10 protein-coding genes and 4 pseudogenes are annotated in these 13,190 nt (G+C 61.1%); 4 read left to right on the forward strand and 10 right to left on the reverse strand.

Annotated features, from left to right (window positions below; all coding sequences use genetic code 11):
* Nucleotides 1–446: 446 nt before the first annotated feature.
* The 3 genes and pseudogenes from QRQ56_RS26580 to QRQ56_RS26590 all read left to right on the forward strand — a co-directional run.
* On the forward strand, nt 447–641 hold the full coding sequence (locus QRQ56_RS26580; RefSeq protein ID WP_438744117.1) for a hypothetical protein: 195 nt from the start codon (nt 447–449) through the stop codon (nt 639–641).
* 520 nt (nt 642–1,161) lie between these two features.
* Entirely contained in the window at nt 1,162–1,326 is a 165-nt protein-coding gene (locus QRQ56_RS26585) for a hypothetical protein (protein WP_231188907.1), read from the forward strand.
* 281 nt (nt 1,327–1,607) lie between these two features.
* A pseudogene (locus tag QRQ56_RS26590) lies at nt 1,608–2,387 on the forward strand (MobA/MobL family protein); the annotation flags it as partial.
* Here QRQ56_RS26590 and QRQ56_RS26595 read toward each other — a convergent pair.
* The 10 genes and pseudogenes from QRQ56_RS26595 to QRQ56_RS26640 form a co-directional block, all read right to left on the reverse strand.
* Entirely contained in the window at nt 2,362–3,474 is a 1,113-nt protein-coding gene (locus tag QRQ56_RS26595) for a hypothetical protein (RefSeq protein WP_438744119.1), read from the reverse strand. The pseudogene QRQ56_RS26590 and the gene QRQ56_RS26595 overlap by 26 nt on opposite strands.
* A gap of 35 nt (nt 3,475–3,509) precedes the next feature.
* Nucleotides 3,510–5,111, reverse strand: a pseudogene (locus tag QRQ56_RS26600) (type IV secretory system conjugative DNA transfer family protein).
* A 350-nt stretch (nt 5,112–5,461) separates the two neighbouring features.
* Complete coding sequence (locus QRQ56_RS26605) at nt 5,462–6,046, reverse strand: AAA family ATPase (RefSeq protein ID WP_438744281.1); 585 nt, start codon at nt 6,044–6,046, stop codon at nt 5,462–5,464.
* Nucleotides 6,010–6,408: a hypothetical protein gene (locus QRQ56_RS26610; RefSeq protein ID WP_438744120.1), complete on the reverse strand. Its 399-nt coding sequence runs from the start codon at nt 6,406–6,408 to the stop codon at nt 6,010–6,012. The genes QRQ56_RS26605 and QRQ56_RS26610 overlap by 37 nt, the downstream gene beginning before the upstream one ends.
* Entirely contained in the window at nt 6,405–6,680 is a 276-nt protein-coding gene (locus QRQ56_RS26615; protein ID WP_438744122.1) for a hypothetical protein, read from the reverse strand. The genes QRQ56_RS26610 and QRQ56_RS26615 overlap by 4 nt, the downstream gene beginning before the upstream one ends.
* A 49-nt stretch (nt 6,681–6,729) precedes the next feature.
* The gene (locus tag QRQ56_RS26620) at nt 6,730–6,909 is read right to left on the reverse strand and encodes a hypothetical protein (RefSeq protein WP_268738918.1); all 180 of its coding nucleotides are present in this window, start codon (nt 6,907–6,909) and stop codon (nt 6,730–6,732) included.
* Nucleotides 6,906–7,277, reverse strand: coding sequence for a hypothetical protein (locus tag QRQ56_RS26625; RefSeq protein ID WP_438744125.1), 372 nt, complete (start codon nt 7,275–7,277; stop codon nt 6,906–6,908). Before QRQ56_RS26625 ends, QRQ56_RS26620 begins: the two co-directional genes overlap by 4 nt.
* A gap of 728 nt (nt 7,278–8,005) precedes the next feature.
* Nucleotides 8,006–9,333: pseudogene (locus tag QRQ56_RS26630) on the reverse strand (tyrosine-type recombinase/integrase).
* A gap of 323 nt (nt 9,334–9,656) precedes the next feature.
* Nucleotides 9,657–9,950 (reverse strand): annotated as a pseudogene (locus QRQ56_RS26635) (transposase); the annotation flags it as partial.
* 228 nt (nt 9,951–10,178) lie between these two features.
* Nucleotides 10,179–10,451, reverse strand: coding sequence for a hypothetical protein (locus QRQ56_RS26640; protein ID WP_231188926.1), 273 nt, complete (start codon nt 10,449–10,451; stop codon nt 10,179–10,181).
* On the opposite strand from QRQ56_RS26640, the gene QRQ56_RS26645 reads away from it, so the two are divergent.
* On the forward strand, nt 10,434–13,190 hold the full coding sequence (locus QRQ56_RS26645) for a caspase family protein (protein ID WP_438744127.1): 2,757 nt from the start codon (nt 10,434–10,436) through the stop codon (nt 13,188–13,190). The two genes, QRQ56_RS26640 and QRQ56_RS26645, sit on opposite strands and share 18 nt — an antisense overlap.

Here is a 13,190-nt window from a genome sequence, read left to right on the forward strand (position 1 = left end):
GAAACCCCTGCAGGCGCGGTCCTATTACGTCTCAAGCCCCTCCCATGGTGCGTCTAACCCCAATGCATCGGCCAGCAGGACGGGGAAACTGGCGCCGAGGCGTGTCGGCGCAACGCATCCAACCGTATCCCGCAAGCGGGTCCCTCGGCCGGACCCTCCGTTGCGCCGCCGCTAAATCCTCGTCTCCCAAAAATCTCCCGTCCGGCCGCGATTGGCGCAGCCGGCAAAAACCAAACGGGAGATCGTCAAATGAAACGCAACGAAAAGAACCAGCGCCCACATGGAGTTTATGTGGTCGAAGGACAGGGCGACAACGCCTTCTGAACCAAGATCGGCGCCGCATGGCCGCACGAGGACGGCAAGGGCTTCAACCTCCAGCTCAGCTGCCTGCCTCTGGATGGCCGCCTGGTCGTCCGCGAACCGAAGGCCGACAAGGAGACGGGGCGATGAGCCCCGTTTCCCTTCCCCGCTTGCTGGTCAAATGCTTTGACTACGAAGAATGGGCGATCGTCGTCGAGGCTGCCAGCCGCGAGGACGCGATCCGCAAGGCCGAGGCCATCTATCTCACCGACAGTCTCGGCACCATGGACGGCTTCGAGCTGGTCCGCAGCGACTTCGGCTGGGACGCAAGGCCCCCCTAGGGAGGTGCATTCATGAGCGCCCTACCCGTCCAGGATATCTGCAACACCGTGCTTGCCGGTGATTGCGTCAAGGTCATGCCGCGTGGGCACCGCGTGTGTGGATTTCATTCTCACTGACCCACCATATCTCTGCCACTACCGGTCGCGCACCGGTCAGACCATCGCGATGACTGGCTGGAGCCGGCGTTTGCCGAGATGTACCGATGATTGAAGACGGACTTCTTCTGCAGCCTTCTACAGCTGAACGCATTCTCAGGGCCGGCGACCTGTTGCCTCAGGGAACGCCGCTGCTCGAAGCCAGGCGCCAATTTGCAGTTGGCATCTTGCATGAGCTTGGAGTTGGGACACGCGCGGCTGCTCGGGCTGAGCATCCGGATGATAGCGAGCTACACAAAGTGATTGATCATCTCACAAGGGACGGCGCTCTGACAAAATCATCGAACGTTTTTCGGATGTGCACGACCCCGTCTCCAGACTGATAGCGCGGCTGAAGGCCCCCACATCCAAAGAGATTGAGACTATGAGCGACTTTCTTGAAAATTTTTTCAAGAAAGTAAGCAAGCCAGTCGAGGCTTTTGTGCGCGACACCGGCTACGGCCCGCCGAGGATAACGCTTTCATTTCTCCGGATCGCCGCTCTGATAGCGCAGCGCAATTACATCAATAAGCCCAAGACGCGCCACTAGGCCAAAGCCAATCTGAACAATCTAGTCGTCTCTTCCCGTGAATTGGCTCAATTCTCTGCGCAGGTCGTGCCGCGCGAGAATCGGGGCTTTGTCTCACGCGGATTAATATTACCACCGACATCGGGCAGCCCCGCGAAATAAAACGCAATTTCGCGCCTGAGTGCGACGTTTTCTTGCAACTGTTCTAGCTAGGAAACCAAGAAGCTAGGCTAAGTGAATGGCGCACTTACACTGCGCAGCTTGCCCCCGTCCGCGAGAAGGGGGACGACCCGCGCAATTTCCATGCTCATCTGCTGCTGACGCTCAGGCAGGCCACGCCCTTGGGCTTAAGGCGCGTCAAGACGCGGGCATGGAATAGCGAAGCCATGCTCATCAAATGGCGGGAGGCCTGGGCCCGCCGCCAGAACAACGCCCTGCGGGGAAGGGGTCACAATGCGCGCGGTGACCACCGCAGCCTTGCCGCCCAAAAAGTGTCGGCGTTGTCGCGGGGCGACCACGTGCGGGCGGTTGCGCTTGAACGTCTTCCGGAGTTGCACGTCGGCCCCAAAGTCAGAAAGGCCGTGCGCGAACGCCCGCCCCTCAGTAAGGACAAGATCGCCGGGCCGGTTCGGCGCAGGCCCGCCGGCAACAAGGAACGCCGCAAGGTCGTCTACACCGAGCTCGATGAGGGCAGCCGCGCCGACTTCAACGTCAGCCGTATTCAGCAGAACGCTGGGAGGTTTGGCTTCGCCGCGGCGAAGGCGCAACGACACATCACGCGCTTGAAGACGCGGCAGGTCTACTACGCAAGCCGCATCCGCGACTCGGAAGCGATTGGTGCGGCACGAGAGGATCGTGCCTCGGCATGGGAGCGTACCCTGCATGCCCGCAAGCGGGCGGCACAAGTCCAGTGGCTCATCGCGCAGCTCGACCGGTTGTTCTTTGAGTTGCTGAGTTTGCGTGAGAACCAGCTTGTTCGTTTCACGGTCTGGTCGAACCGCCCGCGGTCACTCCGCAAGGGTACCTCTCGCCAGCACGGCAGAAGCCGCCTGGCTTTCAGTGCTTTTGATGATCAAGGATGAACTTCGCAACCGCAGTCGCCGGTCCGATCACCGGGATGAGCAGGCTGAAGCCAATCGCAAGCGCACTTTTGTAACCCCCTGACGTTGCCAGTCTGCTGTAGATCGCCGACAAACCATTCACGCGCATCAGGTCCGCCTCGCCTAGGTCCTTATATCTGGCAAAGAGGGGCCCGACCTGTTGCTCGACCGACAACTTTGTCGTTCGAAGCGTCCTCGTTACGACCTTGCGAATTGCCTTCTCGCTGTTCAGATAGACAAGAGTCCCGAACGGGATTGAAAACAGGCTCGTGACCGGCACCACGAGCCATACAAAGGCGGAGTGCAGGTGCGCATACCATTGTGGAGATGTGAGTTCCTGGTCCCCAAGGCTCGCAAATGGAATAAGCAGCGTGATGGACAGCAAGATGCCAAACCAAAACACAAGCATCGCCTGACCAAGCGCGGCTACGCCTTGCACCAGTATGGACTGTGCCGGATCGAGAGCGTATATCTCTTCTTCATCCAGCTGCTTCGCGAAGCAGGAGTAGAACCTTCCTACGAAGGTGGTCCGTGCGGCCGTGAGAAACAGCATCAGCCAGCCCAAAGACCACCAGAAGATCTGCAGCGGAAAGAAACCGACATCGCGGTAAATCGCCCATGCAGCGGCACCCGTTCCCAAGAGCGCCCATGCCCAGGAGACGGTGCCGATGCGCCACTCATTGAAGCGCTCTTCGAGTTCGGTATGGACTTGCGTCGCTCCTTTCGGTGAAAGAGTCGGAACGATCTGGTTTCTGACAATTTCAAGCAGTCGGATCGACGTAAGTCGCGCGATGATCGTGGCCCAGGCGAAGTACAAGCTTCCGTAGACTGAGAATAAGAACAGGTGACGCTCGGGCCGAGCTTCAAAGAACTGCAAGCACACGACCGGTATCAGACAGAAAAGGAACGCGTAGCTTAAACCCGCAATAAGACCTTGCGCCAACGGAGAGTCGGGTAGCAGACTTCGATCGGGTCTTCCCGGCAGCGGATTTGCGCCGATGCATCCGTTCAAAAGGCTCTCGACACGCTTTTCGAGATTGCCGCCAACACTCGCGTCAGATCTAGCCATACTGGAAACCCCATCATGAGCGAGGCTTGCCGAGATTAACTTGTCATGGTTTGGTTCGCAACTTCACGTTGCCGCGAGTTAACCGCAGCTGGCCACCGGTCGTAAACGCCCCACCAGAGCCAGTGGCGCCATGAACGGTAGTTGACCTTGGAGGCGAGCACCGGATACCGCACGATGTCGCTGCGATAAAGGACCAGGGAGCGCCTGCCCGGCAGGCGCAGCACCTCGGACGGGTCCAGCAGCCAGCGGCCGGTCTCCGAGAGACCCATGGACTGCTGCTCGCGCACCATGTCCATGTTGGACCGCGAGGTGCCCTGGTTTTTTGAAAATGAAGTCGCCTGGCCGATGATCTCGGAGACGAACCTTGCGGCTTCCAGGTCGGCGACGTTGAAGAAGCCCTTACAGGTCGCGTTCGCCAGGAATGAGCCGGAGCGGCGATAGAGCTCGCGCAGCTGGCTCATGTCCTGGAAGACGAGAAGGGGCGTGCAGTAGGCGCGCAAGTACCCTACTCCACGCTCGAGCGGCTCAAGGCTGCCGAGGGCAGCCGCCTCATCAAGCAGCAGCAGAACCTTTTTCTTGGGCCGCGGCAGGTTCTTACCGCGCGTCAGCGCGTTGATGACGCAGCCCACCATCACGCGCAGGAATCCCGCGTAAACCGAGAGCTTCTCCTCGTCGACGACGAGGTAGATGGTGGATACCTCGCTCACCAGCTCGCTGAGCTGGAAGGTGGATGAAGTGCTGATTTCGCCGGCAGGGCTTGCGGAAGACTAGACCCGGGTGGCCCTCTCCGCGTTGGACAGCACGCTGCGGTACTCCTCGCTCCCTTCCATCGCGAGGAAGCTTCCTGCCAATTCGCGGGCCGCCCGCGTACCCTCGCTGGCGATCGCGTGCAGCAGTTCCTTGAGACTTTCCGGGGGAAGTGTTGAGAGCGTGCGCAGTTGAGCCATGGTGCGCAGATGCGGCTCAAGCCGCACCACGTGCAGGATAAGGCAGGTCAGCAGGCCTTCGGCCTTGCTGTCCCAGTGCGACTCCTTGGCGTCGGGGATCACCATCAGTCGCGCCAACGCCTCGGCGTCGTCCTTCTCGTGGAGCCCATCCGTGCGGATCATGTCCAGCGGGTTGAAACGATCGGACGCGTGGGGATTGGTGGTATCGAGAATCCGCACCTTGCCGAATTTCATGCGGCGACGGCGCGTGATGGCGCTGTTCTCGCCCTTGATATCGGTGCAGACGATGAGCCGCGGTAGTCGAGAAGATTTGGGATGACCACCCCAACACCTTTGCCGGCACCCATCGGCGCGAACACCGCAATCATCCCGTCCCTGTTGAAGCGCAAAAAAGAGCGGCCTCTTCGGCCGACAACGGCCTTGCCCGCGTCGCACGCCGGACCAGAACAGTTCCCGTCGGTTGGCGAACCGTGCCGAGCCGAGGGCGCGGCCCGGATTAAGGCCGCCCCAGCGCCGGAGCGCGATGGCAATGGATGTGAGCAGGATGAGTATGCGGACGCCAAGCCGGATGGCGAGTGAGGTTATCCGCAGCAGCACCCAAACGACTTGCATCGCCGGTAAGGTGACATGTTCTTGCCAGGAGAACCAAGCCGTTGCAGGCGATGTGCGAGAATAAGCGCGTGCAAGCATCTGTTTCTGCGAAGCTCGGCTACGGCTTTGTCATACGTGAACAAACGAGTGTATGCGGTGCCGCCGCGGCCGCGCGGACATCAAGGGTTGCACGAGCGGAAAAGAGCCCGCCCTTGACGCCGCTTGCCGCGACTGCGGAGGGCTCGCCGTTGCCGACGCTCCGGAATGGGCGTCTGCCCGTCGTTCAACGGGTCATATTCCGCAAGACTGCACCGCCCCATTCTCTTACGACTGGAGGCACATTCCGAAGGCCATTAGGAACGGCTGGCCGCTGGGCTACCTCGGCTTGCGCGCCTTTATGGCCGAGACTTGCAGCCCTGTCGTAGAGCTGGAAGTCCTCACCCGGCCATTTAGCGGCTAACTTGGCGCCTCGAATTGCATCCGCGAGAGAAATCATGGAGTCGGGGTCGTCCATGGCCACGCCCCCTACGAAACAGCTGCTCCGCCTCCTGCCATCTTCCTTTCCGCGCGTAATACTGCCCCGCATTGTCATATACATCCGGATAAAGGCGGGTGCGAATATCCGAGTACGTCCAGGACGGCTGCCCATTCTTTGCTTCAGTCGTGGCTACCCGTTGCGCGATTTGACTTTCTGGTAGGCCAAGGGCTGCCAAATCGAGCTTGAATAGCTGCCTGCGTTCTTCAGCCGTCGGCCTCTTGAACTCCTCGACGATGGCCGCGCGCCTCTGCAGAGCGGGATCAAGGATCGAAAGCCTGTTTGTGCAAAGGAAGGTGACGACACGGCCACCAAACCTGCGCAGATCGTCGATACCTTCTATCAGCGTGTTGACGGCTACTTTATCTTCGTGGTGGCTATGGTCCTGAGACCGAGAAGTCGCCAGCGAATCGCCCTCATCGATAATAAGGATGGCACGCCGCCCGCGGCCCGTGGAGTGGGTCACGCGATGGAACGCCTCCGAAAGGTGCGTGCCCATCTCTCCGACCTTGCCGCTACCGCGAACGCGGTTGCTGAGCTTGAACAAGATCGAATCGTCCGCACGAGCCTCTGCAACAATGCGGTTGGCCAGGCATTCGGCGTTGGCCGTGCTGTGCCGATGTCGCCGTGAAAGATGGCGAGGGGATACTGTTCGGCGACCAGTCCGGACAGCCGCAACTTACCGCCGTGGTGCTTCTTGTTCCAGACGCCGATTTCATCGAGGCTCAAAAGGAGGCGAAGCTGATTGTGAACGCGCTTGTACCGCTCCTCAAATCCGAGCAGCGTCTTCGCCTTGGCGGTTTGCGCAGGGTCCGGAAGCGGAGTTTCGCTGTCGAAGACTTTGGGAGCCGGCTGGTTCATGAGGCAAAGTCCTTTCGCTGCATACCGAATGCGTTGCTGGCATAGTCGCGGTTGCCCGCCGACTTCAGCGTCGCATGGCTGGTGTCGTCGCTTGTTGGACTCCAGTTGATCTTCAGCTTGGAGCTCATCGCGGCGCGCTCGGGGAACGTGTAATCGTCGGTGTGGAACAGAACGATACGCAAGTACGGATTGGCGACCTTGGGCCGCCACATGACCCCGCCGGGGCGGCTCATGGTGAGATCGCCCGAGGCAGTGTTGACGGTGTATTGCACCGCGCACACCTCCTCCGTGAAGTCGCGGGGCAAGGTGATGTCAACCTTTTCAGGAACCCCTTCTTGGCGAGGGCCTCGCATCGTGGGCATACTCGCGCGCCTTGGCTTCGGTGATGGCGCCGGAGCTCTGGGCGATCATGACGAGATCGGCCGTAAACCTCCGCGCCACCGCCTCGACGTCGGCGTTGGTGTAAGAATACGTCTGACTGGCAGTTGCAGAGTGGGTCATGCAGGTTCCTCGATCTTGAAGCGGGGTCCAAAGATTTCCTTCCACAACTCGGTGTCATCCTCTGCCGAAGCAAAGTTCAGGCTGTAGACCGGATCGATAATCACGACAGGGTCGTTGAACGTGCCGAACGGCGGCGTGTTCTCGGCGAACTGGATGCGCTCCGTCAGCCCGGATTGCGCGATGTAGAGAAGGATGCGCCGGAACCGCTGCTCAATCAATCCGGTGTTGCCCTCCGTGTCGAGCAGGTTCGCGACGAGCAGCTCGATGATGAACGATTTGAGCGGTTTCAGCTCGGCGTGATTGCGCCACTTCTTCGTCAAGCGGACCAACGTGCGAAAGTCCTTGTCCTTGTTCTTCCGGTCGCGCACGAACTTGATCCGCAGGGAGCGCAGGTCTGGAGCTTCGAGCCGTCCTGCAAATCGAACTGCCAGCCGTAACCTGCGCGCTGCGAGTCTTCAATGACGGGGACGATGTCCACGCTCAGGCCCGTGCCGACGAACGAGACCGTGTGGAAATCCCTTACCCCACATGAAAAAACCCGCCGAAGGCGGGATAATCCATTGATTTTATTCAGAAGAAACTTCGTTTCAGGGGAGGATTTTGAACCTATGCGCTCGGGATGAAGCGAAGGGGCTCCCGGGCGCGTCCCAGACGAATCGAAGCGGTTCGTCCTATTTGTACGCCAGAGCGACCCAGCAGCCGCACCTGCGAACTTGATTTCTTTCCTGTTAGAGCAGCGTACGATCTTATCGGCTCGGACCGATCGCGGTTCGGGACTGAGGCATGAGCGGCAAGGACGCAAAGGTTCCGAACGAGGCGTTAGAGCTACTAAATAGTCGGAAGATGCCACACGCCACGAAGCGCCGTCGTAAGAACCGTGGCATGCCGCCGCCCGCGACCTTCGATATCGATACGCTGCCGGGCAGCTCTAATTTAACGGCATTAGAGGCGGCCGCGGTCATCCGGCGCACGCCCGGAGCGCTGGAGCAGTGGCGGCGCGATCCGAACCACCCGCTGAAATGGCGCTACGTCGATGGCCGACCCCTTTATCGTGTCGATGCGGTGCGGGACTATCTGGCCAAGTGCGATAAGACGACTAGGTCGCCTCGGCCGCATAGTGCTCACGGAGACGGCCGAGTAGCTCGGCCTTGATCGGGTCAAGCGGATTCGTCCGCTGCAGGCGCACGATCTTCCCGATGCGTTTCGCGCCAACCAGCTCTGCAATGTAGTCGTGAGCCGCCTCGAACGCCATCTTGCGGATGATCCACTGTTCGTCGTGATTGTAGACTTGATCGATTCCGCTTGGCTTCTGCCCAACACACAACCGCTGGATTTCGTTGTCGTAGCCACAGCGCGACATGATGGTGCGCAAGCTGCGCCTGAAGTCATGCATGGTGAACTTGGCAACGCCCGCTTCCTTGACCAGGCGGTTGACCATCTTGGTGAAGCCCGACATCTGCCCACCGGTCTTCGGTGACGGGAAGACATAGTCGGACGTCGCGCGCTGGAAATGTTTCGCGGCCGTGAGCACCTCGTCAACCAGATGAGTGCGCGGCACGTCGTGGTGCAGCCCCATCTTGGTCCACGCCGCATCGAACGTGATCCGGTCGTCCATGATGTGCTTTCGCCACTCGATCATGGTAGGCTCACTGCGCCGCGGGCCGCCGAGCAGGCACATGCGTGCCAGGAAACCGAAAGCCCCGAGCTTGCCGGACGCATCCCAGACCTTGATGATTTCCTCATCCGTCAGCGCGCGACCCTTCGTTCGGCGTCCGACCCTTTGCGCGCGGGTTTCCTTGGGCGCGCGATAGCCGGCGAGCACGTTGTGCTCAACATAGCCCTCGCCGACGCACCATTCGAGCAAGGTATGCACGTGCTTGCGCAGGTCCTTGGCTGCACCGCGTTTGCCGGTCTTGGCAATCTTGTCGACCGCGGCCATGATCTGCCGCCGCGTCAGGTCCCCCACGCCGCTCTCGGCGTGATCCTTGAGCCCGCGCCGCAGGGCCGACATTGCTGGCTTCCAGTTGACGACTTGGCGTTCGGTCAAGGACGTCTGGTAGGGACCATCTTCAATGAGGGCCGCGAGCGTGGTGCGCTGCTTATCGGCTGCCTGTTGCCGCCTCGCCTCGCGCTTCGCATCGTTCGGGTCAAGCCCTTGACGACCTCGCCTGCCGCGATAGTGGCGGCCTTGCGCGCGGCCTTTTCATTATATTTGGGCCACGCGCCGAGGGTCTTGCGCTGGGTCCCCCTCACCCCCGGCTTAGTGAAGAGGTAGACCCAGGTTCGGCCGCCGGTGGCGCGCATGCGCAAGGCAAGGCCGGGCAGCTTGTCGTCGTGGAGATAATGCTGCGCCTTACCCGGCGGCAGCGTTGCGTCGCGGATCACCGCATCGGTGAGTGTCAGCTGGTTGGCCGGCTCCGTCATGATCCATTCCCTCTCTCAGTGCCCTGATGTGCCCCGCAAGAAGAGCGGTCAGCCCTCGAACAGAACCGGGCCTCAGACCTTCCCCTTGCTGTGTGCCCGCGCAGGGAGGATCCACAGACCCAAACAGAACGGGGTCTCAGACCTCCCCCCGTTTTTGTGCCCGAAGGGAAAATCCACGGCGGGCACAACGGGGGCATACAAAATGTTGCAAGGTCAGCTATGGGCGCTTATGGGCAAATAAGGTCATAACCCTCGTCAATCACAGATATTTTTACATCTAACTACGGCCGGATTTGGTTGGCTCGGGTCTACGGATTGTGGTTCAAGGCGATGGCTTCTCGACGAAGATCCTTCACCTCGCCGGAGGTCGCGGCACGGGCCGTGTTGCTTGCCAAGCGGCGCTTGCCGGCCTCGAGGAACTCCTTCGACCAGCCGTAGTACATCGAAGCCGCGATGCCCTCGCGGCGGCACAGCTCGGAGATGTTCTCCTCACCGCGCATGCCCTCCAGTACGATGCGGATATTCTCCTCCGCCGAATACTGCCGGCGCGTCTGACGCCGAATGTCCTTCAGCACTTGCTCTGCCGGCGCTTTGCTCGGTCCGGATTTCTGTTTCATCTTCGCTCCTTGCGGCTACGATGAACCAGAAATCCTCCCTCCGTGAAGACCCTCAATTTGTCTCATGGGTGCTGACGGGGGGACAGCTGGTAGTAGCTTCGACAACCATCCCCTGCGTGGCCTTATTCGGCATGGACCCTATAACCTGACGCTTGGAATCCCGGCGCGCGTCCGTCTGGCCTTGCTGGCGGGGCTGGGTCGTGGCGATGGGGAGAAGTGCGGCGAAGCTCACCCGCGCAGGAAGTCGGTGACATTCGCACGCGGTGATCGTGCGGTCTCGCCTCCGGCGGCGCTCGCGATTGCTTTTTGAAGAATTAGCGGTGTAAGCAATCCAATCTGAAATGCCGTGAGGGCCTGTGCTTGGCTCCCGAAATTCAGCCAGGTGAAAATACCGGCGACAAGGATCATCGCGACGGTGATGGTCCAGTACTTAATGCTGCTCCAGTACTCGGGAAATCGTGGATTGGTGCGCAAACCGTACCAATGAACGAGCTCTGCCACGGCACCACCGAACAAGCCAACCAGAAAAACGGCCAAAGCGCTAGCCAAGACAACCCCGCCGGTCATATGTCCCTCCCTCCCGATTGCGCATCAATCCTGATCATTCTCGCAGCCGATCGCTTCTCCGATCCCCTCTACATGGGATCACGTGTGCGACTTCAGTTTGCAGTCGAAGGCGCACTCGGCCTTGGCTCTGCGCTCGTAAAACTCGCCTCCTGCGACCGACGGACCGACGTTACAGATGAAGCACTTACGCGCGAGAACCTTGCGCAAGTGTTTGCCGATATCGCCGCCACAAGAGACTCCAAGCAAGACGCCGCCCTCAACCTGTGCTTGATCTTGTCAGGTCACGGTGACGAAGCCAATGGCCAATCATGGTTTTGCACCTTCCAGGCCCGCCCGGGGGCCGTCGACCTCACAGGTGCAGATCTCGCCGATCTGATCCGGATGGCCGGCGCGCGCCGCGTGACGGCCATCCTGGATTTCTGTCACGCCGGCGGGGTCGCGGCAGACCTGCATCGCGCTCTTGAGGCCGATCTCGATGCAGGCGCCGTGCTGGTGATGGCCGGTGCAGCAGCCGCGGAGCTTGCCTACGAGCACCCCGCGCTTGGACGCGGGCTGTTCACGATCGCGCTGCACGAAGCGGTCACCGAGCGTGCATTCTACACGCTCGCTGCCGCACCGTCCGAAGCGGGAGGGCCACGTACGGACCTCGCCAGCCTGTTCGTGTTCGCTCGCGAGCGAACCGAGCAACTGGCGTATGTCTATGCCGGGGGAAAGCGCCAGGCCCCAGAGATTTACGGAGCAGGAAGGGTCGGATTGACATGGACCGCGGACGCAATCGCGCCACCCAAGGCACCGGAGCCGCGCCGGGCGTTTGCGTCTCGGCTGCGCCGAATCGTAGGATGGAGCGCGACCCTCGCGCTGCTGACCGGCGGCCTGCTATTTTTGCTGCAATATCATCTGACCGTCGGCCCCGAAGGGTGGGTCGAGATGCGGGCCGGGCCGCCCTGGATGGCCTCGCTCGTGCCGCAAGGGATCAACGTCGGCGTGCAATTCCCGCTCGCGGTGACGGATCTCGCCACCCCCTCCCCCCGCTGGGACGAACGGCGCATCGCGCAACGCGCCGAGTTGCTCGCCGGTCAGATCGGTGGACTTGCGACGCACACGATCGAGGGAAGAGAGAACTGGGAGTTCAAGCTGTGGCCGGAGCTGTCGCGGGAAGCGCAGCGCAGAGTAGATTTCGCGCTTGCGCGCGACGGGCTGGGCTCGGTATGCGCCGCGAACGAGCCGCGTCGCGACCGTGCACGTGACTATCAGTTCGCGGTCGAGGCCGCACTCATCGATCGCAAGCGCGCCTGCGCGCCCGTCTTCTTCCTTGAGCAGGGGCCAGAGGTCGAGGCGCTCTATACGGTGACGAATCCAGCCACCCATCTCGACTTTGGTTTGAGCGAGCTCTCCGATCAGGCAATCCGTATATATCTCGTCGGCCTCGCGTTCGCTTATCGCGAGCTCACTGACCCGGATCTGCGGCGACGTGCGCTAGAGGCGGCTATACTTTTGGTCTCGATCCGCGCCGAGAAAGGTGTGGTGCGCGAGGCGGACTGGCTCGCGTATATGCGCTTTCTCGAGGATGTGGCGAAGGGCCCGCGCCTCGACGTCGCGGCAGATACCGCGACGTTTCCGCGGCTGAACGCCTGCGCGCGGAGTTGGTGTGAGCTTGCCGAAAAGCTCGCGGCCTTTTTTGCCGCCGGGGCCGGTGCCGCGGGCGTCGGCAACGGCCCCGGAATGCTGACGTGGCTGATCGCGCGCGTAACCGATCGACGTGATGCCGAGGGCGACGGTGCGCGCAGCTGGGCGCTCCCGGCCCTGTTGTTGCTCGCGCGCCACGGCGATCTCGGCCAGGCCGAGTTCGATTGGATCATCCGCTTTTTCCGATTCATCGCTATAGGGGAGCCGATCTGGATCGATCCGATCTGGCTGCCACGCTTTGCCCGCGTGCTCAAGTTTCGATCATCGTGGAAGGGTGGGCTCGAACGCTGCGCGTTTCACATTACTGGTAGTCACGTTGCCTGCTCAGACCTGGATGCGGACATGGCCGCCAATATCCTGAGCGCGCAGGGGGGCTTTCTCGAGCCGTCGGAGCAATCGATGCTGCTGAAACGGCTCGATGAGCGCATGCAGCAGGACCGCATCGCGCTCTACGGCTCGCAGATCAGGGACGTTGGATGCTGGAGTAAGCTGCCGGACCGCTGGGTCAAGGCGTTGGAGAGCAGTCTTGACTACCAGCTGCGCATTATGCCGGCGCGCGCGACCGATCCGCTGACCGGAGTGAGCGTGATCGAGGTCACGGATATCGCGGCCGCGCATGCACTAGCGGCGTCGATTTTGGGCCGCGCGGATGAGAAGACTAGATCGACGGTTGTGCTTGCGCGCTATGCGGCAAACCATTGGTCGTACGAAGGGCTGCAGCCGCTGTTCCGCGCGCTCGCGGTCGCATTGGCGGCCCAGGATGCATTCACGGTGGATCGTCTGCTCGCATCGCAACAGAACGATGCGTTGGTACGCAGCGCTGTGTTGGAAGCGTTGACCCTTCGGGCGAGCGAGGGGCTGCTGCACGATCCTGTTTTTTCAAGCGCGCCATCCTATCTGCGGCTGGACGCTATGCTGGTCGCGAAGCATCTGATTGCCCAATACACATTCGAGCTCGACAATTTATGTGAAGGACCGACGCGCTGA

This window comes from Bradyrhizobium sp. U531 (assembly GCF_051710265.1).
Classification (GTDB): domain Bacteria; phylum Pseudomonadota; class Alphaproteobacteria; order Rhizobiales; family Xanthobacteraceae; genus Bradyrhizobium.